Raw genomic sequence first — 24,814 nt, 5'->3', positions numbered from 1 at the left:
AAAATTATAAACAATAGAATAAGTTTTTTATTATTGAAATATTATATAATATGTACTATAATATTACCATTAAAGGTAAAAATTTACAGGAGTGCTTGTGACACACAGAAAGGGGGAAGCATGGAAAGTTTAAAACATAAGATAGGAGTGGGAAGCTTTTCAATTGTATTACTCATTTTAGGACTAGGCTTTAGTATCACATTCTCAAATGGCATGTGCATAGGGGATTATGTATTAAAGGCTTTAGGTCTTCAAGCATGGTCAGAAGGCAATACGGGCGTACATTACACTTTATTCTACTCAATGATTTTCTTGCTGCCTGCATGGTATTTAGGCGATAGATATAGGGATGATTATGGTGCAGATATAGGCCGAAGCATGTCTGTTATTTTTACAGTACTTATTATAGGCTGGTTTATAGGCTATCTTTTATAAAGATAATAGCGTACATATAAAAAGCAGTAAGAATACATATTCTTACTGCTTTTTAAAATACAATAACTAAATAGCTTGGCTTAATAAGTTAAATAGGCAGAAATTTTACCTTCAGTTAAATTTAAAAATCTTTGGTTAGAAGAACCACGGTATTTAAGGTTTGCATCTGCATAAGCTTCTATATAGGGACCATCTACAAGGACATCAATAAACGGCAGCAGCAAGGATTTAATCGGATCTTTAGTTAAGTCTTCATATAAATAGCCTGTATAAACCCAAATAGAAAGATCGAGTTTTTTGAGTGCTCCAAGTAAAGGTCTAAGATTTTCACTTTGTTCAAAAGGTTCACCGCCCGAGATGGTAACACCATCAAGTAAACGTTTGTTTTTTGAAATTTTAGCTATGATCTCAGTAATGGGAAGGTCTTCGCCATAAGCAAAGTCTTGCTGTAATTTATTATGACAGCCCAGGCAGTTATGATGACAGCCTGATAGGAATAAAACACTCCTAAAACCTTCGCCGTTTACTGTAGAATGGTCTAAAAATCCAGCGACACGGAGGCTTATCATACGCTCGTATAAGTATTTTTATTGCTGCCATCATGAGAAAGTCTGTCTCTTCTTTCAGAAAGTTTCCCGTTTCCAAACCTTTCATCAAGACTTAGGTAGCCTGTTACACGGCTTATGCCTTGAATATTTGTACCAGAGCAATCAGGGCATGTCTTAGAATGTTCATTGATATAGGTACCGCAGTCTTTACAATATCTTAAATGAAAGTTAATGCCAAGATAGCTGATATTAGAATGGTCATAAGCATATGTAATGATCTTCTCCAGTGTATCGCCTTCAGGATAACCATCTACTTCAATGTAGCTGATATGCCCTGCGTTACACATTTTATGGAAAGGTGCCTCAATCTGTACTTTATCAGGGATAGAGATGGTAAAGCCAACAGGCACATGAAAACTATTGGTATAGTAATCTTTATCTGTTACCCCTTCAATAACACCGTATTTAACACGGTCTTGAAGTACGAATTTACCGCTTAAGCCTTCTGCAGGAGTAGCATAGCAACTCCAGTTCATCTGTGTATCATAAGTTGCTTTATCCGTAAAGTCTCTCATACACTGAACGATCTGATAACCGAGTTCACGGGCTTTTTCTGACTGGCCGTGATGAGAGCCCGTAAGTGAGATAAGGGTTTCAGCAAGACCGATAAATCCAATGCTCCATGAACCATTCTTAAGAATAGGATCAATACTGTCATTAGGGCCGAGTCCCTCAGACCCCAGCATCAGTCCTTCACCTATTACAAATGGCATATCTTTCACCTTAAGCTTTTTAAGCACCTCATAACGATAGAGAAGTGATTCTTTTGCGAGATTCAGTTTCTTGTCTAAGAGCTCCCAGAATCTATCTAAATCCCCCTTAGCTTCTATTGCAATACGAGGCAGGTTAATAGTAGTCGGTGCATTGTTACCCCGTCTGTTAGGACCTTCTTGACCATTCACATTGGAACATATATAAGTTCTGCAGCCCATAGTTGCAGGAAGTATACCCATATTGTAATAATGCAGATTAAAATCGGCATCTAAATTCATAAAAGTAGGATTCATACGAGAACCAGCTACTTTACAAGCCAGTTTAAACAAATAGTAGTAAGGGTCTTCCGGTCTGCGGTTTACGCCGAGTTTTACTCTAAAGATAATATTAGGGAATATAGGCTGCTCATTTTTACCTAGTCCTTTTTCATATTCTTCTAAGAAAATTTGGCACACTAAAGCAGCATCAGCAGACTGAGGAACTCCCACATTAAGACTGCTAAAAGGTACTTGAGAACCAGCTCTTGAATGCATTGTATTGAGGTTATAAACAATGCCTTGCATAGCTTGACGCACACGGGAGATAAGCTTGCTTTCAGCAAAGGATACAAAATCTTCTTCTGCCATACAGTCTTTTAGTGCCGCGTATTCCTCAAAGATTTCATCACGAGTAGATTTTACATAAGGCGCCATGTCATTGTCGAAATTAACATGGGATTGTCCCCCAAACATATCATTTTGAGAAGCCTGGAGCAAGATACAAGATAACTCAGCCGCAGATTCAATTCTTTTAGGCTGACGGATGGTACCATAACCTGTATTAAAGCCGTTTTCAAAGACTTTGCCTGTATCGATATGTAAACAGTTTGTAGCTAAATTATAGCTATCTAAGTCATGATAATATAAATCTCCAAGTTCATGAAGTTTAGCAAGTCGTTTAGGCATTTTAGAAAGGTTATGCCATTTATTGGTTTCACTAGCTATTCTAAGTAATTTAGATGAAAAATTATTGCCTACATTGGCATTATCGCGATCGGTTTCAACACCAATACTATGTACAGTATCCATAAGTTCAGATTTTAAATCTCGAATACGTGTTCTTTCTTTGCGATAGTTAGAGTAAGAATTTTTAATATCTATTAATTTAAGATCCATAAGTGTATCTTCAATAAGATCTTGGATTTGTTCAACATCAATCTCGTATTTATAGGACCCTCTAATACGATTTTCGACTTCTTGTGAAATAACAGCTATATCTACAGATAAGTTCAGGTTTTTTGCTGAACGGGTGATAGCATTATCTATTTTAGATAAGTCAAAACTTACCTTTCTGCCATCACGCTTGATCACATAATACTTCATTAAATATCCCCCTTAAAATATAAAATCATAAGAACTTCACATTATACCAAGTACCATATATGCATAACTCTTGGCTAATACTATACTATATGTTGCATGTGTAAATTACAAGAGAGTAGTTTAGAAGTTTTTTGTCAATAGGATTTGGTAAAAAAAATAAAAAAAAGTCATGATTCCAATTTGCTAGAAATAGGATATTATAAATGTAAAAGAATGTTTGCAATATAGACCGTGTGTTGTAAAATATAAAGTAGACCCGGAATGATATAAAGGAGAAGAATAATGAATACATATGTCGTTGTAGATATAGAAACAACAGGAGCACATCCACTAACAAGTGATATTATAGAAATTGGAGCAGTCTATGTAGAAAAGGGGCGTGTGGCCGGTGAGTTTAATCAGCTTATTTGTCCAACACAAGAAATATCACCTTATATTACATCGATAACAGGCATTACAAATGAAATGGTTCAATACGAACCGCCCATCGAGACGGTGATGCCAAAATTTATAAATTTTTGTAAGGATGTTCCTTTAGTAGGACATAATATCATCCTTTTTGATTATAGGATGCTTAAGGTAAAAGCAATAAATATGGGACTGCCTTTTGATAAAATGGGGTTAGATACTTTAGTCATTGCAAGAAAGATGCTTCACGAGCTGCCAAGCAGAAGACTCGGGGATCTATGCGCCCATTATCATATCAACTTAGAAAATGCGCATAGAGCTTATGATGATGCTTTTGCCACGCATGAACTGTACCTGCATTTAAAAGATGAATTTTATCATATAGAGCCTAAACTTTTTGAACCACTGCCTATGGCGTGGGAAATTCCTAAAAGTGTTCCGCTGACTAAAAGACAAAAGGCTTATTTGTTAAACTTATGTCATAGACATCAGATTACTTTAAAACAAGATATAGATGCACTTACAAAATCACAATGCAGCAAGCTTATTGACCATATTATTTCTGAACATGGCAAAATATAAAAAAATAATAATTACTAGGTATATCGCATAAATATAATAGGGGAGAGAGATGCTCAAAATCTAAAAAATAGATTTGAGCATTTTTTCATTTGAGAATGTATTGATCTGTCAATCAATTAAAATGGAGGTATTTATGAAAGTTATTGCAGCCCATAGTGAGTATACAAATAGATATTTAGATCAATATGCAGCTCATGTTGAACCTCTAGGTAAGGGGTATACGGAACTTGATATAAATGAAAAATACTTAAATTGGCTTAATGACTTAGTACACTCTATGGAGCCAAGCTTTGAAATTCAGCTAGGCCATACACAAGAACGATTAGACCAGACACTAGTAAATACCCCAGGCATACTAGTCGCTGTTATAGGGGTAGGACTACCGGGTGACCAAATAGACAGTTATTATGACATGCAAACAGGCAGCACCAGATGTAGTGCCAGCAGTGTACATAGAACAAGTGAAGTTATATACTGCGGCAGTGAAAATAATGCTATAGACGCCATAAGCACTATCCGATGTATAGGATATTTATGTAACCTTGCTAAAGAGCGTAATAAGTCTCTTATAATCTATGCAGACATTCATATGCCTGACGAAGCGCTTTATATGTTAATCAGTTCAGGTGCCTTTTCCTAATACAGTTGTTATGAATAATATCATACTAAATAATCTCAAGCAGTTTGAGGCGGTTCAGTATCCTAATCCAAGTCATGGTTATGGTATCTTTGATATACAACTTTTAAGCAGATTACTTGTTGCAGCACCTACTCTATAAAATTTTAGCTAAGAAGCAAGCTCCAATTAATAATTGATGTATAGAGGGCATAAATTGTATAGAGCAGTTCATGATATAGAAGAGGTGATTTATGGAGCAGATGTTAAGACAAGACACGCTTTTGCGTATAAGGGAATATATTTTACAAACCTATCAATCTCAAGAGAGTCTTGTAGTAAGTTATCCAAGTCTTTTATTTGAGGCACTGGCCAGTCAAATTTATTATGTGACAGTTCCGCCGGGGGCAGATAATGAATTTATAAGACTACGGAATGATGTTAGCTTTTTAGCGCCTCCGGCATTGTATGGGATTAATGCGACAGAGGCTTTTATTGATACCAATATACTTATGTTTCATGACTACCCTTTTGGTCCGCTTAGAGGCAATAATGTCATTATTGGTTTTGTTGATACAGGGATTGATTATACAAATCCTGTTTTTCAACAAGCTGATAATACCACAAGGATTATAAGAATATGGGATCAAACCATAGATGGTATCCCGCCCAGAGGGTATACATATGGTACTGAATATACACAGGAAACTATTAATGTAGCACTTGCATCGGATAATCCTTTTGCAATTGTACCAAGTTATGATGAGATAGGACATGGTACTTTTCTAGCAGGCGTTGCAGCGGGGGATGATAAAAGCGGAGCAGGACTCTTTAGAGGCGGTGCACCGGATGCTATGATTGCAATGGTGAAGTTAAGGCCTGCTAGAGCCTATCTAAAAAACTATTATTTTGTTCCAGAACAGAGCGTTGCTTATCAAGATAATGATTTTATAGCCGGTGTGAATTATCTTATACAAATGGCGCTAGATCTCCAGCGACCGCTTGTTATCTGTATTGGTATAGGGAATAATGAAGGTGCACACGATGGGACAACAATAACTGAGAGATATTTAAATGCTCAAACAGTAGTTCAGAACGTTATAATGGTAGCAGCAGCAGGTAATGAGGCCAATAGTGGTCATCACTTTGCAGGGGTTGTTATGACAGGACAAAGGCAAGACGTAGAGATCAATGTGGCAGAGGGAGAGAGTGGGTTTTACCTTAATGTCTGGGCATCCGCGTCAGATATACTTGCTATTTCAATAAGAAGTCCTATAGGACAGAATATTCAAAAGGTCCCCGTTGTACCTAATCAAACCCGTACTTATAATTTTAGTCTTGAACGGACAGTTGTCACAGTAACGTATAATTATCCAGATGTACAAACAGGGGCACAAAACATTCTGGTTAGATTTCAAGATCCTACCCCTGGACTTTGGATTGTTTCGATTTATGGCGAAGAAATAATTAGAGGAGTCTATAATATGTGGCTTCCAAGAAGCGGATTTGTTTTGGATGGCACAAGATTTTTAAGGTCAGATACTTTGATTACGGTGGCGATTCCTTCAACAGGAGAAAACGTGATTACAATAGGGGCTTATGATTATATCGACCAAAGTGTCTATGTGGGTTCAGGAAGAGGGCCAAGATCAGACGGACAAATCAAGCCTGAGCTTATTGCTCCTGGTGTTAATATAGAAGGGCCAAGAGTAGGAGGGGGGTTTACAACTTATGTAGGGACCAGTTCAGCTGCGGCTATCACCGCCTCAGCGGCAGCACTTTTGATGCAATGGGCCGTAATAGATGGTAATTTGAGAGAAATGAATACTAGAATTGCCAGAGGGATTTTAATAAGAGGTACTATAAAAAGAAGAGGCGTAGAATATCCAAATCCCGCAGAAGGCTTTGGCAGGCTCGATCTTAGGAATTCTATTGCTAATATATGAGGGATCTGTAATATATTCTCGCTATTTAACAGTGGAATTTTAAGCAGCTAATAATAATTAGAATGTTTCTAGCATAAATATAGTTAGAGAAGTAAGAATGCTCAAGGTCTAAAACAATAGATTTTGAGCATTTAATGGTTTAATGAGGTGTCCTATGACAGATGAATTCAGGCAAAATAATGGTTTAAATAATAATTTGATAATAAGAGATTATATGCTGCAAAGCTTGCAGCCTATAGAACGTATTAGAGCAGCCTATCCAAGCCTTATTTTTGAACCCATTATTAATAGGCTTATCCATGTAGAAATACCACAAGGTGAAGAAGATGCTTTTGAAAGACTAAAGAATCAGGAGGCTTTTCTAACTATACCGGCACTCTATGGGCTTTATGCAACAGAGGAAGCACTAGTCCAGACTAATATCGCGATGTTTCATAACTATCCTTTTGCATCACTTACTGGAAACGGTGTCATAATTGGTTTTGTAGACACCGGCATAGAGTATACAAATAAACTTTTTCAACATGCGGATCATACGACAAGAATTATAAGAATATGGGATCAGACATTACCTGGTAATTCACCCTCTGGCTATACATACGGTACTGAATATACAGCTGAGGCGATTAACCAAGCTCTAATATCAGAGAATCCTTATGAGATTGTTCCGACACAAGATGATGTTGGGCACGGGACTTTTTTAGCAGGGGTCGCGGCGGGAGACGATAAGACAGGGACCGGGGAGTACAGGGGTGGTGCACCGGAAGCGTTAATTGCAATGGTGAAATTAAGGCCTGCTAAGGCTTATTTAAAAGAATATTATTTCATTGAGGTAGATGATGATGCCTATGAAGAGAACGACTTCCTAACAGGGGTTAACTATCTTGTGCAAATGGCCACTGAATTTCAGATGCCCCTTATTATTTGTATTGGGATGGGAGACAATGCTGGAGCTCATGACGGCAGTACCATTGTGGAACAGTATTTAGATCAAATAAGCCTTATAAAAAACATTGTGGTAGTCGTTGCTGCAGGCAATGAAGCAAATAGCGGCCATCATTTTAGTGGCACATTAACAGAAGGGGCAATGCAGGATATAGAGATTAGTGTATCACAAGAAGAGGTCAGGGGATTTATAGCTTATCTCTGGACAAATATAACAGACAAGGTTGCTGTATCTATCAGAAGCCCTATTGGTCAAGTTATTGAGAGGGTTCCGGTTATTCCTCAAGAGGTTACTTCTTATACCTTTGGGCTTGAAACAACGCGGATTACGATAAACTATAACTACCCCAATATACAAAATGGCTTGCAAAATACAATTATAAGATTTGAAAAGCCAACACCAGGAGTATGGAGCGTTACAGTCTATGGACAGGAAGTGACAAATGGTCACTACCATATGTGGCTTCAAAGAAATGAATTTATAACAGAAGAAACAATGTTTTTAAGAGCAGAAATTTTAATGACGATAGCAATTCCTTCAACTGCTGAGTATGTTATGACAGTAGGCGCTTATGACTACATTGATCAAAGCATTTATGTAGGATCAGGAAGAGGGCCGACAGTAAACTATATCGCAAAGCCAGAGCTTATTGCACCAGGTGTTAATGTAAAAGGACCGCTTCTAGGAGGGGGTTATACAACCTATACGGGTACAAGTATAGCCGCGGCTATCACTGCATCGGCAGCCACTCTTTTAATGGAGTGGGCAGTTATACAAGGTAATTTACAAAATATGAATACTAGAATTGCCAGAGGTATTTTTATAAGAGGTGCCACAAGAAGGAGGGGGATAGAATACCCAAATCCTATAGAAGGCTATGGAAGACTGGATCTTAGGAGTGCTATAGCGAGCCTGTAGCCCATAATTACTACTTAAATCAGTAATGGAGCATAGGGGGGAAACTATGAGGGTGATTGTGGAGCATGATGAATGGAGCACCCGCTATTTAAGACAATATGCAAATCATATAGAAAAGCTTGATGCACAGCATAAAATACTGGATATACATGAAAAATACCTGCCTTGGCTTATGCAGTTAAGCAGTTACGTAGAACATGATTTTATGATCGAATTAGTAGATGGCGCAGCACGAGCAGCAGAAGCGGCAGAAGCGGCAGATTACCTGATAGATGGCGTGTACCAAAATCAACTGATCTTTGCAACGCTAGGATGCAAAATAGCACATAGTTCTATAAGCTGCTACTATAATATGGCACATCATACACAAGAAATGCCTGAAAGATTTAAAGAAGGATCTGCATACAATTGGATACACTGTTATAGTGAAAATAGTGAAGTGCGGGCAGCAGACTATATTAAATGTATAGTGTATTTATCAGAACTCTCTCAGAGGTTAAACAAACCCTTGCTCATTTATGTAAGCTGCTATGTGCCTGAGGCAGTTTATAGATATAGGACGCTTACTTATAAAATAATTAATCACACATTAGAAAGAGTAAAAGGCACATTGGTTGTAAAATGTAAAGATGCAGATATCTATCAAGCTTATGTACCTTGCGAAGAAGCTTATGAACCTTACTTTGACCGTATTGTTTATTGTAATGAAAAGCAAAGAGATATCCTAAAAAAAGCAGCAGTTTTTCTAGTTTCCTTAAAAGATGAAGCAGCATCTTATTTAACTGGAGAACACAATAGGCAAGATGGAGAACTCTACGATGACTTTTTTTATCAACAAATAAATCTTAACGAGAAAATCTATGTATTTCTTAATCCAGGGAATTTTAGACCGCCACAGTATTATGAAGCATTAGGTTTTAAAGTTATTACCTTAATGGGCGACTATGGGATGTTATATGCTAAAAAAAGTGCTTTTGAAACGTTAAGAGAAGTTATAAAGCTAGAAGTGGCACACCCGTATTATATCTCTATTTTAACCCATAATATCTGCCATAAAACAATGCTTGAATCTGTTCCGCAGTATAGCTTAACTAAAGAGAGTTCAAAATATAAAGGAAAAGACATTTATATAGGCGTTATTACAACGGACGATGTAGATTATACGTGTGAAGCCTTACGTACACAGGAAGGGGCAAGTCGTATAGTCTATATGTGGCACCAAGAAGAAGCTGATAAGGGTAGGCATTATCTAAGAGATACCATTAACGAGGCACTGCAAAGTAATAACCCAGACAAACATATTAAACTGCCGGACGGAGATAGTATAAGTACAATGATGCTAGGTATTGCAGGAGGTGCAAGCAGGACACACCTATATACAGGTATTGCAACAGAGGCTGAATTTCTCATTGCAAAGATTAAGAAAGCACCAAGTAACATTCAACAGATCTATGGAGGGGTTCCTTTTGAACATGCGGTTACCATGCCGGATGTTATTATAGCTGCATTAAAGCTAATAGAGTTTGCAAGAGAACAACACAAACCCCTTGTACTATGTATTCCTTTTAATAATAATGTTGATCCCCATGATGGTTCGCTGATACTGCATCAAATCTTAGGAATGTTGGCACAGAACCATGCGCTTACAATTATAGTTCCGGCTGGCGAAGAAGCTGATAAGATGCATCATTATGGCCTAAATGGCGAAACAATGTTTCAGGATGAGCTACTCATCAAAGTTAGAAAAGCAAATCAAAACATAGTAGGGGTGATTTACCAAAGATTTGCGAGTATTGGGAGAACGATATTGTATCCACCAGAGACTATGGGGGGGCTGTCTATTGATTTAAAGTTGCCAGGGGTTTCACAAGTGAAAAATACCATTATTTACTCAAATGGGGATAAAATAAGTTTTTTAAATGGCGCAAGCAGGATTTTATTCAGAATGGAAAAACCAGAGATTGGAGATTGGAAAATCACATTTTCTTCACAAACTGAGAGGCTTAGTCAAATCGATATCTGGATTTCTCAAGAAGAACTCAACTACCATACAACTTTACAGCCTGCAAGTCCCTTTGTAACAATAGGCTCTTTGGCTTCAACGAGTAATGTAATGAGTGTAGGGGGCTATGATAAAGAGAACATGATTGTTCTTAGGGGATCAGGAAGAGGGTATAGCTGGGATAATAGGGTAAGACCTCTTTTTATAACCCACGCAAGTAACATCATAGCCCCTTGTGGGCAGCAGGAGTGGGTAGCTGTTACAGGGACATTGCCGGCAGCGAGCGTGATGTTAGGAACTGCAGCAGTTCTTTATAGTAAATTTAAAAAGGAGAACGTCTTTCCGCTTCCCAATACATTAATCATGAATAGCATTATACTAGGAGCTGTTAAACAATTTGAAGGGGGAGTGTATCCTAACCCCAGTCAAGGGTATGGTATATTTGATCTAAATGCTTTGGAGACTGTACTAGCGGCTTCTTATGTATTTTAAATAGCAAGCAATAATTATCTTTAATAGGAATTGCTATAAAAAGCCTGAATCATTAATAATTAAAGTGCTTTAAGCATAAATATGATAGAGAAGATCCATGCTCAAAGTCTAAAAGAATAGATTTTGAGCATTTCATGATTTAATGAGGTGACCTATGACGGTTGAATCCAGGCAAGATAATAGTTTAATGATAAGAGATTACATATTACAGAGCTTACTGCCTGTTGAATTTTTTAGGGCAGCTTATCCTGCACTTTTATTTGAGATCCTAGGGGGTGCGATTGTCTCGGTAGAAGTACCCTTAGGTGCAGAGGAAGCATTTACAAGCCTTCGCAATGCAGGTTTTTTTTTAACGCCCGCTACACTCTATGGTCTTTATGCAAGGGAGGCATTAGTCAGTGCAAATATATTAATGTTTCATGATTATCCTTTTGGTCCTTTAAGAGGAAATGGCGTGATCATTGGCTTTGTAGATACAGGGATAGAATACACTAACACGCTTTTTAGAAATGCTGATGGCACAACGCGGATTCTAAGTATATGGGATCAAACAATACCAGGTTCACCACCTGTAGGGTATACATATGGTACAACGTATTCACAGCAAATGATTAATACTGCACTTGGATCTGAGAACCCTCTTGAGATTGTTCCTACGCAAGATAATATCGGACATGGTACTTTTTTGGCAGGTGTGGCGGCCGGGGATGATAGGATGGGGGTCAGTGCTTATAGGGGAGGAGCCCCCAACGCCCATATTATCATGGTTAAATTAAGGCCAGCTAAGGTGTATTTGAATCAGTATTACCTCATTAGGGACACTGATGTCGCTTATCAGGATAGTGATGTGATAGCTGGTATAAATTATCTTCTTGAGGAAGCCTTGGTATCTGGGCTGCCGCTTGTAATCTGTATAGGGATAGGGGATACTGTTGGTGCACACACAGGGAGCACAATCGTAGAGCGCTATTTAGATACAATAAGTATTCTCAGAAATGTTATCGTAGTTGTTGCTGCAGGAAATGAGGGCAATACGGGAGGTCATTTTAGCAGTGACATTTTACAAGGGCAAAGGCAGGAGATAGAAATTAATGTATCAGCAGAAGAAGAAAGAGGTTTACTGGCATTTGTTTGGGCCAAGATACCTGACAAACTAGCTGTAGGGATCAGAAGCCCCATAGGCCAGGTGATTGAAAGAGTTCCCGTTATTCCCAATGAAACAACGACCTACACTTTTGGACTTGAGCGGACAGTTATTACAATTACGTATAATTATCCGGACATACAAACAGGCTTTCAAAATGTTATTATCAGATTTCAAAATCCTACCCCAGGTCTTTGGACCATTGAGGTTTATGCAGATCTTATTGTAAACGGCAACTATAATATATGGCTTCAAAGAAGAGATTTTATAATAGATACCACAAGGTTTTTAAGAGCGGATACTTTAACGACAATAGCTATACCTTCAAGTGCTGAGTATGTTGTAACAGTGGGAGCTTATGATTTTCTTGACCAGAGTATGTATGTAGGTTCTGGAAGAGGACCGACAGCGGATAATAAAGTTAAACCAGATATTATTGCACCAGGGGTCAATGTAAGAGGTCCGCTCGTTGGAGGCGGCTATACAACCTACACAGGCACCAGTATAGCGGCGGCGATCACGGCATCTGCAGCAGCTCTTTTGATGCAATGGGCAGTTATAAATGGTAATTTGCAAAATATGAATACCAGAATTGCCAGAGGGATCTTTATAAGAGGGGCATTAAGAAGAAGAGGCATACAATACCCAAATCCCATAGAAGGGTATGGAAGACTCGATCTTAGGAACAGTATAGATAGTATATGATAAGGAGGCAGTTATGAAGGTTATCGTAGCGCACGAACCCCACGCAAGCAGCTATTTAAGACAATATGCATCTCATATCGAGTGTATGAGCGAACACTATAAGATACTGGATATAGAAGAAAAACATCTGCCTTGGCTAAATGATTTAGTGCAATACGTAGAGCCTAATTTTCTCATACGTTTATGTGGAGAAGTTGAACCTATAAATGTTTCCTTAGTAGATGATAAAAACATTATTTTAGCTTATATAGGCAAAAATAAATTTAAATATCCAGCAGATGTTTACTACAATATAGAAAAGTGTACACTTAAAAAAATGTTTAGAAAAGAGCCTTTAGGTCAATGTGAACGGATAAGCTGTTATAGTGAGACGAATATAATTGATGCCATAAGTTATATCAAATGCATTTATAATCTCAGTCATTATGCAAATGAAATGAATAAGCCTATTATTATTTATGCTGACATATATGTGCCCCATGAGACCTTTAGATACAGAGCATTGACTTATAAGATCATCAATCAATATATAGCTACTGAAAATGGCGCATTGTTTATAAAATGTCCAACGCAGGAAATTTACAAGCATTATGAAGCGACACAAAAACCCTTTGAATGTTACGCGGATCATACAATTTATTTAGATTTGTGTTTAGGTGATGCATTAAAAAAATCACTACCTTTGCTGCAAAATCCAGAAGGCAGTATGCGGTTTAAAGATATATATAAATGCTATAGACAAACAGGCACTTTATATAATGATATTTTTTATCAAAGTATAAGACCTGAGGAAGAAATCTATGTTCTGCTTAATTCTGGTAATTATAGAAGACCGGAGTACTATATGGAACTTGGGCTGCAGGCTATACGGGTAGTAGATGACTACAGCGTATTATATGGTAGAAAAAGTCAGTTTGATGCACTAAGTGAAGTATTAAGAGAAGAGGTGGCCCCCCACTATGATATGCCTATTGTAAGTCATATCTTCTGTTTTAGAAATCTCATAGACCAAAAGTCTGCTTATAGTTTGGCACCGGATAATCTACAGTATCGCGGGAGAGGCGTGTACATAGGGGTTATAACAGTAGATGCAGTTGACTATACAAGTAATGCACTGCGCTTAAACAATGGTGAAAGCCGCATAGCTTGTATATGGGATCAAATACAAGCTGGAGAAGGGGTTTATTATTTTAAGGAGCAAATAAATGCGGCGCTCGGTGAAGCTGATCCTGGCACAGTTATTCCGCTGCCCCAAGAAGATAGTATGAGTACAATGATGCTCGCTCTTGCAGGGGGAGAAGATCCTGCGGTTAATTTTAGCGGAGTTGCAACGGAGGCCGAATTTATTGTAGCAAAAATCAATCCGGCTCCATATGGCATTCAAAGCATATATGGCGGTACACCCAGCATACATGGCGTAACCATGCCGGATGTTTTAATAGGTGTTAATAGATTGATAGATTTTGCCAGAGTTCAGAGAAGGCCTTTGGTACTTTGCGTGCCATTTAACGGTAATATTGATGCCCATGACGGCTCTTATACACTCAATCAAATATTAGGGTTTTTAGCACAAAGAACAAGTCTAACGATCATAGCGCCTACGGGTGAAGAAGCAGATAAACAGCATCATTATGGTCTAGCTGGGCCGCAAGAGCCATTAAGAATTGTCAATGTCCGGGTAGATAAGGAAGAGCAAAATATAGTGGGTGTTATTTATTATAGGCTCGCAAACATCATTAATGCCTACTTATATCCCCCTCAAAATGTACTCGCAGAACCAGTTGATCTCACAAGAGCAGTTGTGTCACGCATCAATGAGGCAAGCATTTATTCTAATGGCCAGCAAATTGATTTTCAAAATGGCGCCCGTGATATCTTATTTAGAATAGACACACCTCAAGTAGGGGGATGGCGAATAGAGCTCACCCTAGAAACCAGTGCACTCAGTCAAATTGATATATGGGTTGCCCAGCAGGAACTTAATCCACATACAACGCTTAGACCATCCGATCCTTTTATGACGGTGGGATCTACAGCAAATAGTATTCCGCTCATGAGTGTAGGAGGTTTTGACAGGGACAGTATGGTCGTCCTTAGAAGTTCTGGCAGAGGGTACAGTTGGGATGACCGGGTGCAGCCATTTTTTGTAACCCATGGGAATAATGTTATAGCACCCTGCAGAATTAATGAGTGGGTAAGTATATCTGGCACATTACCGGCTGCAAGCGTTATTTTAGGCGTTGTGGCGACGCTTTATAGTAAGTTTATAGAAGAGCAGTTTTCACCGCTGCCTAATACACAGGTTATGAACGGTATTATGCTTAGGCATGTAGAACAATTTCAAGGTGTTGAGTACCCCAATCCTAGTCAAGGCTATGGCATATTTAATATCAATACACTTCGCGGGATGCTTGGGACACCTTTAATTTAACGGTAAGGAGGTAAATGATGTTTAGTAATAAACTAGATCCAAGACTGCAGCTTGCTCTAAGATATCAACATTTATTTACCCCTGGGATTTTAGAGCCATTTACGGTTAATGGAGATCCTAACAGGTGGGAAGTTATTGTAGAATATGTGGAAGAAATTCAGGAAATGCAGCTCGTGCTTAATATAAGGATTTATTATTTAAATAATAGCTTTGCAATTGTTCAGATTAACCGGGACGATATCAATACACTGGCCCGTTATCCTAATGTGGTATATATTTCATTTCCTGAGATTATGAGCTATATCAATATTGCCCTTAACCAAATCTGTGCAACCAATATAGCAAATCCCCTAGGCATTTATAATCTAACGGGTAGAGGGACACTTATAGCAATCATCGATACGGGGATCAATTATACCCATCCAGACTTTATAAGGGAGGATTTAACAAGCCGTATCCGTTATATATGGGATCAGACGATTATAGGCAGTCCGCCAGAGGGATTTGAAAGCGGCACAGAATATACCAATGAGCAGATCAATATTGCGCTTAGGGAACCTACAAGAGAAGCCCAGCTTGCAGTAGTGCCATCAGAAGATGTTATAGGACATGGTACAGCTATGGCGGGGATAGCAGCCGGTAGTGGCAGAGGCTCTAATAGACAGATTTTAGGTGTCGCTCCAGAATGTGAACTGATCATTGTTAAAATAGGTCGGGAGGGTGGAACCTCAGCACGCCCCACAGATAAAGATGTGATGTTAGGAATAAAATACGTTATCAATAAGGCGCGGGCTGAGAATAAACCGGTCAGTGTACTGCTTGGGGTAGGGTATAATTTAGATGCCCATGATGGTGATGCTATACTTGAGCGCTATATTGATCAAATGGCCGATGTGTGGCGAAGTAATTTTGTTGTTGGAACAGGCAATCAGGCCAATAAAGGCAGTCATGCCAGTGGGACCCTTAATCCCAATGAAACACAGGTTGTACAATTTTTTATAGATAGCAGACAAATAACCTATGAGTGTAGTATATGGAAGCATTTTGTGGACGTCATAGAAATTGTTATAGAATCTCCAAGAGGGGAACAAACAGAATCACTTAGTTTGTTTACGCCAAATCGTGCGTTCGTCTTTGGGAATACCTTACTCATGGTCAATTATTCTTTAGCCAATATAGGCGGTACAAGACAAGAAATATTTGTGTGGCTTCAAGCTGAAGGGGCAGCCATTGACCCTGGGGTCTGGACGATCCTCATTCGAGGGGTAGACATTTTAGAGGGGGACTATAATATATGGGGAAGTATTATAGAAGATGTTGATAATCAAACAAGATTTTTAGCAGAAGACCCCAACATAACCTTAACGATTCCTTCAACATCAAGGCGTATAACCAGTGTGGCTACTTTTAACCCACTTTCTTTGCAAATCGCTGCTTTTTCTGGCAGGGGGTTCACATCACTCAATCAAATTAAGCCCGATATTACAGCCCCTGGGGTTAATATTATGACCACCTCTATTAGAGAAGGTACACTTTATGAAGCGGTATCCGGAACGAGTGCAGCCGCAGCCTTTGTAGCAGGCGCTTATGCTATTTTAATGGAATATGGTATTGCACAATTAGGGGAACAATATTTATATGGAGAGAGTCTAAAGCTTTATATGCTAAGAAATGCCAGAAGACCAGTAACACAAGCACCCTATCCAAATACACAGTGGGGTTATGGTATTTTATGTATTGAAGCTGCGCTTAATAATATGAGAGATACATTAATATTCATAGCACAAGGCTAGGGGGAAGGTTATGGAAAACAAAACAGATGCAACACTTAGCATAGTAAGTTCGCTCACACCCCAAGAACTTCAAGAATCTGCACAGTATTTACAAATATTGGGTTTTGATGTAGCAACCAATTGGCAGATCATTGTAAAGTATAATGGTGATATTGCAAGGGTAGCAGCTGAACAAGGGGGAGTGGCTCAGATCATCAGTACGCAATACGCTATTTTAACCGTTCCGCCTGAAAATATTAGGAACTTGCTTTTGTACACAGAAGTTGAGTATATGGAAACCCCTAAGCGCATGGTTTATAATATACAAACAAGTATGCAGGAAGCTTGTATCAGACAGGTTCAGATTAATCCCCCCTATAATTTAAGAGGTGAAGGGGTGCTTTTAGGCATTATTGATTCAGGGATCAATTATGCACATCCAGATTTTAGAAATGAAGATGGCACCACGCGGATCACTTCCATATGGGATCAATCAATAGCTGGTAATCCTCCTTTAGGTTATCTAATAGGATCGGAATACACAAGAACACAAATTAATGAAGCTTTGCAGATGCCGACAAGAGCCGAGCAGCTTCAGGTGGTGCCAAGCACAGATACTATTGGGCATGGTACCCATGTGGCGAGTATAGCAGGCGGTAATGGCAGAGGTTCACAAGGAAGAAATATGGGGGCAGCACCAGCGGCAGAATTCATTATCGTGAAACTTGGCAGACCAGGTTTTGAAGCCTTTATAAGAAATGTAGAAATCATGCTCGCAGTACGATATGTGATAGAACAGGCGGTCATACTTAATAGACCTGTTGTGATAAATATCAGTGTAGGCATGAATGAAGGTCCCCATGACGGTAATGCGCTTGTAGAACAGTTTTTAGATGATTCAACAACACTTTGGAGGACGAACATTATAGTGGGCAGTGGCAACGAAGGAGAAGGAAGAAATCATACAAGCGGCATGGTAGAACAAAATGGCACAACCAGTTTTCAGTTTCAAATAGGGCCTAATACTTTTATCTATAACTTTTCTGTGTGGAAGAGTTTTATTGACGAATTTCAATTTGAAATTATAGGCCCAGCTGGGGATAGGACGCCACTTATTCTCTACGCTCAAGGGCCTGTGCAATATATGATAGGCACAACCCGCGTTTATGCAACTTTTGCAGGCCCCTCACCACTTAACGGGGATGAAGAATTTGCAGTATTTTTGATTCCGACTAATAATATGCCTATTTCAACTGGCGTGTGGACAGTGGTGATCCACGGCAGAAGTGTTATAGACGGCAGATATAATGCATGGGGACCTACTACAGAAGTTGTGGGGCGCAACAGCTTTATGCTGAGCCCAAACCCAGAAACGACACTTACTACGCCTTCTTCGGCAAGGCTTGTCATAACGGTTGGTGCGTATAATTCTGTAACGCAGCAGATAGCGTCCTTTTCCGGACGGGGCTTTGGACGAAATGATTCGGTTATTAAGCCAGACCTTGTGGCGCCTGGTGTGAATATAACAGCGGCAAGCTATACGGGATCAGGGTATCGGGTGTTAAGCGGTACCAGTATGGCGGCACCCCATGTTACAGGAGGGGCTGCACTTCTGATGGAGTGGGGAATAGTAAGAAGAAATAATATTTTTTTATATGGCGAAAATCTTAAAGCTTATTTGTTAAGGGGAACCAGAAAAGATATCCCAGGCGTTATTTATCCAGATCCAAGCTGGGGCTATGGCAAATTATGCATTCAAGAGTCCCTTAATATACTACGCCGTCAGCAAATTTTATAAAAGTAACTGGATTGTAATGTATAATAACTGGAAAACAAATGGCAGCTATGTTATACTCGACATAATGAGTGGGCCAATTACATCATATGAAATAAAAAGGGGGATACAGGCTCTGGAAACCATTATAAAAGTACATAATCTGAGAAAAATTTATCGCATGGGAAAAGAAAAGATAGTGGCCTTAGATCATATTGATCTTGAAATAGAACGTGGAGAAATATGCTGCTTATTTGGAACGTCAGGTTCAGGCAAATCGACACTCCTTAATATGCTGGCAGGTCTTGAAAAGCCTACAAAAGGAACCATTAAAATTAAAAATATTCGCGTTGAAAAATTAGATGAATCCGAACTTGCTGTTTTTCGGCAAAAATATATTGGTTTTGTCTTTCAATCCTATAATCTTATTCCTTCACTGACGGCCCTTGAAAATGTAGCACTTCCACTTATTTTTCAAGGTATTCCAAAAAAAGAAAGAGAAAAAAGAGCAAAAGAGATGCTGGAAGCTGTGGGCCTTGGGGCGAGACTTAAGCATAAACCTAAGGAGATGAGCGGTGGTCAGCAGCAAAGAGTAAGTATTGCAAGAGCTTTTGTAAACAGACCCAAAATTCTTTTTGCAGATGAGCCTACGGGCAATTTAGATACACATACGACAAGGGAAGTCATGGATATGATCACGCATATAGCCAAGGCATACAATCAAACGCTCATTATTGTATCCCATGACCCAGAAATTGCAAACTATGCGCACAAAGTCATTACAATAAGAGATGGCAATATTTATAGAGTAGAGAAAAATACAGAAGATGGAAAGGAAATCATTTATGAGAAACAAGAATAGAATGATAAGTATGTTATTAAGTTTAGTGATGATACTTACTTCATTAATACCTGGGACAATAAAAGTATATGGGACAGGGATATCAACAGAGTATATTGTTAGTATTACACAAGGGACCTCCTATTTATATCCGGACGATAACTTTACATTGACGGTTAATGTGCAACTTGGAGAAATGAATATTGATAAAGACGGTAATTTTCCATCCGAAGATGCAGTGTCTGTAGGAGGAAGCGCTATAGATGCTTCAAAAATGAACTATTCGGTAGAATATCTTAATGCAGATTCACAGGAGAATCCCAGTAAAATTATTATAAGTGGACTTAAGTATACAGGACGGGGGAAAGATGCAACAGTTAGAGTGGTAATAGCAGATACCAACGAGGTAACGCAAGTGATATCTAAAGATATTACACTTAGTGCCATGACATTGTCAGAAACACAGGACATGTTAAAGGTTGATGATGTGGCCAATGTGCTTGTGAAAGCAGGGGCTACTCAAAATGCACAGGTTAAGGTGATTAACCAGGGTAAACAAACACTTAGGAATGTGAAAGTTCAGCTGGAGCTTGCAGAAAAGGTAGAAGGCATTAAGATCAAAACTGAAGAGGCTATTATTTCTCAGCTGCAGGCTAAAGAAGTGAAAACAGCGGCTTTTTCTGTAGAAGTTGATGCAGAAGTCAAAGCTAAAGTTTATAAGGCAAATGCCATTGTTAATGGGGCATCTTTTCCAGTCAATCTGCAAGTAGATAGTCATATTGTGCCTTCTGTATTAGAAGTCAGTACAGACTCAAGCAAAATTTTCAACCCAGGCGTTGCTCAAGATGCGACGATCTCAATTAAGAATGTGGGGGAAAGACCTGCTAGAAATATTAGAGTAGAAATAAACTCTGAAAATGTTGCCATAGTAGGTGGCAGTAATGTCAAGCATATTCCGGTGATTAATGCAAAAGGCAGCAGTGATATTACAATGAGACTTCGCGTAGATGCAAAGGTAAAGGATAACAGCGTACCTATAAAAGTAGATATGACGTATCTCAATTCTTTAGGTGAAGAAGCAAAAGATACCCAGTATATTTACTTAAGTACAACAGCTTCTGCAATATCTTCAGAGGTTGTTATTGGTAATATTGTTTCACCCTTAGGTACTTATGGTGTAGATGAAAATTTTATGGTTAAGTTTAATATTTCATCAAAAGGGCCAGCCGAAAATCTTAAGATCTCTGTTCAAGGTGGCGAGGGTATTGTGCCTAAATCTCAAAATCTCTTTTTTGTGCCCAAGCTTAGTGTGGGTGAGAAAAAGGAGTATGCCGTAACTTTGGCAGCCACCCGAACAGCTGTATCAAGTACCCATCCAATTCAAATCACGGTGGAGTATGGGGATACAAGTAAGCCTATAACGATTTCACAGTATAGCAGTGTTAATGTAGTTAACCCAGATAAGGATGAAGAGGGATCAGAAACTAAAAAAGGGACGCCTAAGGTAATTATTGGACATTATAAATCAGAGCCTGTTGTTGTAAGGGCAGGTGAGCAGTTTGATCTTGAAATAGGTTTTTTAAATGCCCACAAAACCCAATCTGTACATAATCTAAAGGCTAATCTTGCTGTAAGGGAAGAGGGCGAAAAAAATACAGGAAGTGTTTTTACACCTGTAGGCGCAAGTAATACCTTTTATATTGCAGATTTGGCACCAGGACAAACAGAAATAAAGAGAATCCGACTATATACTATTCCCAGTGCAAGCCCGAAAACTTATGAGATTTCAATTGAAATGGAATATGAAGATAATAAAGGTAACGAAGTTAAGGCAACAGAGAATATAGGGATACCCGTTGAGCAAGTGACTAAAATAGAAATTGGTGATATACAGGTAGATTACGCACAGGTAGGGATGCCAACTTATTTTAACGCAACCATCTATAATACAGGTAAAACAGATATTAGTAATATGATGATTTCTATTGAGGGTGAAGGTTTTAGCGTTGAGGATAATAAAATGTTTGTTGGTGTTTTTGAAAAAGGCGCGACAGAAAACTATGCACCGACTATCATTGCAAATATGTCGGGAAACTTAACAGGAAATATGATTATTCAGTACGAAGAAGCCACCGGAGAGGTGAGAGAGGTTACAAAAGAATTCACAATCGAAGTAGCTGAAATGGCTATGCCCCCAGATATGCCAATAGATGACCCAGGTATGATGCCACAGCCAAATGGGCCTAAATTACCACTCCTTTTAGGAGGCGGACTCGGCATACTTATTGCAGGTATTGTGAGTGCTGTGATACTTAAAAAAAGAAAAGCTAAAAAAGAAAAGATGATGCTAGATGAAGACGAGTGATGTATTTTTAATGAGTATACGTAATTTATGGCGACGTAAGCTGCGTACGTTTCTTACGATACTCGGGGTAATTATTGGCGCATGTTCTATTATTTTAATGCTTTCACTAGGTATTGCGATGGACAGAAATTTTGAACAGCAAATTTCTCAAATGGGCAACTTAACGATTATTAGTGTATCAGCAGGCTATAATCAGGATGCTAAAGCTCCAAAACTTGATGATAAAGCCATCGAATCTTTTTCAAAAATGCAATATGTGGAACGTGTTATTCCTGCTCTTATGAGTAATGCCTATATTACATATGGTAAGTATAGAACCAACTGGGAAATGAGCATTTTTGCAGCTGATGCAGAAGATATGAAAGCGCTTGGATACTCAGCTGTTCAAGGTAGAGATATGGAAGCTGGGGAAAAAAACGCTATGATTTTAGGCGGAGAGATTCCTAGGCAGTTTACAAAAGTTGGCAAAAGGCCTAATTGGAACAAACCCCCTGAAGCACTGCCTATTAATTTTCAGTCTGATAAAATGCAGCTTGAAATTGCTCAGTTTGATTACATGAGTGGTAAGCCTTTGCTTGAAAATATGAACGGTGAAAAGATCAAAGCACCAAAACCACTGGAGGTTAAGGTCGTAGGAATACTTTCAGATACTAATTATGAAGTTTCACATAATGCCTATGTGCCAAGAGCAGTATTTGACCAACTTGCAGAAGAGAAGAAAAAATATAATGAAAAACTCTATGGCAAACAAAATAATAACCGAGACCGCTATGGTATGCCACAAGTTAAGGGCACTTACAATGAATTAAAAATAAAAGTGAATAATCGCGATAAAGTATCAGAAGTTCAGGAGCGCATTAAAGAGCAAGGTTATATGGCTTATAGTTCAATGGATTGGCTGAATGAGATGAAAAAAGTATCCAATGGGATGCAGCTCGCTTTGGGCGGGATAGGCGCGATCTCCTTGTTAGTTGCAGCTATTGGCATTGCCAATACTATGATGATGAGTATCTATGAGCGTACAAGAGAGATTGGTATTATGAAAGTAATAGGGGCTAAACTTCCTGATATTAAAAAAATGTTTTTAGTCGAGGCGATTATGATTGGAGCCATAGGCGGAACGGTAGGCGTTGTCATCTCATATATTGTTTCAATTATTGTTAATACTGTAGGGGGCGGCATTGCAAATATTATTGGGATGTACGGTGCTGCAAAGGTTTCTGTTATCCCACCGTGGCTTGCTCTAGGTGCAGTTTTATTTTCTACTGTCATTGGGCTTATTTCTGGCTATTTTCCAGCCCAAAGAGCGATGAAACTTTCAGCACTTAGTGCGATTAAAACTGAATAGTGTTAAGCGTCGTGTATAGAAAAACAGTATCCAGCATAAAGAGGGAGGTATGGAAAGTCTAAAGACTTTCCATACCTCCCTCTTTATGTTTAAGCTTATACAAGCTCCGCCATACGCGTAACAGCTACATAGATTGCAGAGATTTTATACCATGTATTTCTTCCCACTACCCCATCTTGCTGGAGATGGAATATGCGTTGGAAAGTTCGAACAGCTTCTTCGGTTGAGGGACCAAAGACACCGTCGGTTGCAACTTTTGGAATAAGTGGAAAATTATTACTGATACGATTAAGCTGTTCTTGCATTTTCCTTACATCAGCACCAGTACTCCCAAGTCTAAGAGGGGTACCAGGATAGGATTCGGGAATACCTTCAACCACCTCAGCTTGAGGCAGTTCAATATTACCATAGAAGTTTCTAAGAATAGCTTCAGCATTAAAACCTTGATCACCTAGGCTCTTACTGCCCCATTGGGTCATCCAGCCAGGACACTGGGATTGTCTGCCGTCACAGTACTGGGTAAAAAGAGGCTGCAAAACCCCGGGACGCCTTACAAACGTATTAAAGACCTCTGCCACGATCGGGGTAACACTGTCATAGATGTTGCGACCAAATGAAAAGGCTTGATCAAATGCTGTTGAATTGGTCATGGTAAAGTTTTTGCCTTGGTTACGATACCATTCTGTAAAGACTCGATTAAGCGTAAAAGAGATGATAGCGATGACATTAGCTTTGATGGTTTCGGTAGGCCATGTCGGATAAATTTCTGACGAAACGACATTTGCAATATAATCTAAGTAAGGAACTGTATAATTAGGGGCATTAACATCATTTGGTGAACCCGCATGTACCACAATGAATTCGGGGACGACGACATTATCAAGTGTAATAAAGCCAGAACCAGGAATAATAGGTTTTATCTCAGCCTCAGGAATCTTAGGTGGGAAATCGCCATAAAGTGTCGGAAACGGGATGATAATGGCTTCAACAAATTGTCGCATTGCACTTCTTGTAGAGACAAGTTCAATGGGCTGTATAGACTGCGTATCTGCAAACACCTGAGAACCAATAATAGTGGCATCTACATATTCGGGGCTGCTTGTTTGTACAATAAAGCTCGAAAAGGGGGTTTGAAAAATAGCTGGATCAAGACTATATTCAATGGGGGGGGTTGGAAGCTCAATCGGAATAGTCTGCCCTACTTCGTTAGTAAGAAGTTCCGCATAAATCTGCCCCTCGCCGTTAGCACTCATTTCTCTGACGGTTACAAGTACATTAGGAATAGGAAGTACTGGACCTAATAAGGGGTTAGTTGTAAGATCAACAATTAAAGAGCCTAGTTGTTGACGTGACATGACAGGGGGGTAAAATGGATGAGGCATCTTACAGTCCCTCCTTCAATAATA

The 24,814-nt window shown here is 39.0% G+C and carries 17 protein-coding genes; 14 read left to right on the top strand and 3 right to left on the bottom strand.

Annotated elements, in window-relative coordinates; translation table 11 throughout:
• The first annotated feature begins 120 nt into the window (after nt 1–120).
• Entirely contained in the window at nt 121–435 is a 315-nt protein-coding gene (locus BN3326_RS06410; protein WP_069998266.1) for a hypothetical protein, read from the top strand.
• Nucleotides 436–515: 80 nt separating this feature from the next.
• Here the strand turns inward: BN3326_RS06410 and nrdG are convergent, their stop codons facing one another.
• Nucleotides 516–1,004 (bottom strand): anaerobic ribonucleoside-triphosphate reductase activating protein, encoded by a 489-nt coding sequence (nrdG, locus tag BN3326_RS06405; protein ID WP_069998265.1) that lies wholly within the window; start codon nt 1,002–1,004, stop codon nt 516–518.
• Complete coding sequence (gene nrdD, locus BN3326_RS06400; protein ID WP_069998264.1) at nt 1,001–3,118, bottom strand: anaerobic ribonucleoside-triphosphate reductase; 2,118 nt, start codon at nt 3,116–3,118, stop codon at nt 1,001–1,003. Before nrdD ends, nrdG begins: the two co-directional genes overlap by 4 nt.
• Nucleotides 3,119–3,400: 282 nt before the next feature.
• Here nrdD and BN3326_RS06395 point away from each other — a divergent pair, with 282 nt between their 5' ends.
• From BN3326_RS06395 to BN3326_RS06340, 13 genes are all read left to right on the top strand, one after another.
• Entirely contained in the window at nt 3,401–4,108 is a 708-nt protein-coding gene (locus BN3326_RS06395) for a 3'-5' exonuclease (protein ID WP_069998263.1), read from the top strand.
• 133 nt (nt 4,109–4,241) lie between these two features.
• Complete coding sequence (locus tag BN3326_RS06390) at nt 4,242–4,748, top strand: hypothetical protein (protein WP_069998262.1); 507 nt, start codon at nt 4,242–4,244, stop codon at nt 4,746–4,748.
• 10 nt (nt 4,749–4,758) lie between these two features.
• Nucleotides 4,759–4,887, top strand: coding sequence for a hypothetical protein (locus BN3326_RS22520; RefSeq protein ID WP_255363179.1), 129 nt, complete (start codon nt 4,759–4,761; stop codon nt 4,885–4,887).
• Between the two features lie 91 nt (nt 4,888–4,978).
• Complete coding sequence (locus tag BN3326_RS06385; protein ID WP_069998261.1) at nt 4,979–6,670, top strand: S8 family peptidase; 1,692 nt, start codon at nt 4,979–4,981, stop codon at nt 6,668–6,670.
• Nucleotides 6,671–6,824: 154 nt separating this feature from the next.
• Entirely contained in the window at nt 6,825–8,534 is a 1,710-nt protein-coding gene (locus BN3326_RS06380) for a S8 family peptidase (RefSeq protein WP_069998260.1), read from the top strand.
• Nucleotides 8,535–8,580: 46 nt separating this feature from the next.
• The gene (locus tag BN3326_RS06375; RefSeq protein WP_069998259.1) at nt 8,581–11,028 is read left to right on the top strand and encodes a S8/S53 family peptidase; all 2,448 of its coding nucleotides are present in this window, start codon (nt 8,581–8,583) and stop codon (nt 11,026–11,028) included.
• A 154-nt stretch (nt 11,029–11,182) separates the two neighbouring features.
• Nucleotides 11,183–12,877 (top strand): S8 family peptidase, encoded by a 1,695-nt coding sequence (locus BN3326_RS06370; RefSeq protein ID WP_069998258.1) that lies wholly within the window; start codon nt 11,183–11,185, stop codon nt 12,875–12,877.
• A gap of 13 nt (nt 12,878–12,890) precedes the next feature.
• On the top strand, nt 12,891–15,308 hold the full coding sequence (locus BN3326_RS06365) for a S8/S53 family peptidase (protein ID WP_069998257.1): 2,418 nt from the start codon (nt 12,891–12,893) through the stop codon (nt 15,306–15,308).
• Nucleotides 15,309–15,325: 17 nt separating this feature from the next.
• Nucleotides 15,326–17,101, top strand: a complete 1,776-nt coding sequence (locus tag BN3326_RS06360; RefSeq protein WP_069998256.1) for a S8 family peptidase — start codon at nt 15,326–15,328, stop codon at nt 17,099–17,101.
• Nucleotides 17,102–17,111: 10 nt separating this feature from the next.
• Nucleotides 17,112–18,878, top strand: coding sequence for a S8 family peptidase (locus tag BN3326_RS06355; RefSeq protein WP_069998255.1), 1,767 nt, complete (start codon nt 17,112–17,114; stop codon nt 18,876–18,878).
• Between the two features lie 64 nt (nt 18,879–18,942).
• Nucleotides 18,943–19,716, top strand: coding sequence for an ABC transporter ATP-binding protein (locus BN3326_RS06350; RefSeq protein WP_083258576.1), 774 nt, complete (start codon nt 18,943–18,945; stop codon nt 19,714–19,716).
• On the top strand, nt 19,700–22,060 hold the full coding sequence (locus tag BN3326_RS06345; RefSeq protein WP_069998254.1) for a COG1361 S-layer family protein: 2,361 nt from the start codon (nt 19,700–19,702) through the stop codon (nt 22,058–22,060). Before BN3326_RS06350 ends, BN3326_RS06345 begins: the two co-directional genes overlap by 17 nt.
• The gene (locus BN3326_RS06340) at nt 22,047–23,408 is read left to right on the top strand and encodes an ABC transporter permease (RefSeq protein WP_069998253.1); all 1,362 of its coding nucleotides are present in this window, start codon (nt 22,047–22,049) and stop codon (nt 23,406–23,408) included. The genes BN3326_RS06345 and BN3326_RS06340 overlap by 14 nt, the downstream gene beginning before the upstream one ends.
• 95 nt (nt 23,409–23,503) lie before the next feature.
• Here BN3326_RS06340 and BN3326_RS06335 read toward each other — a convergent pair whose 3' ends face one another.
• On the bottom strand, nt 23,504–24,790 hold the full coding sequence (locus tag BN3326_RS06335) for a peptidoglycan-binding domain-containing protein (protein WP_069998252.1): 1,287 nt from the start codon (nt 24,788–24,790) through the stop codon (nt 23,504–23,506).
• Between the last annotated feature and the right edge of the window lie 24 nt (nt 24,791–24,814).

This window comes from Cellulosilyticum sp. I15G10I2, from assembly GCF_900095725.1.
Classification (GTDB): Bacteria; Bacillota; Clostridia; order Lachnospirales; family Cellulosilyticaceae; genus FMMP01.
Note: the sequence above shows the minus strand (reverse complement) of the source record. Positions and strands in the feature narration are given on the sequence as shown.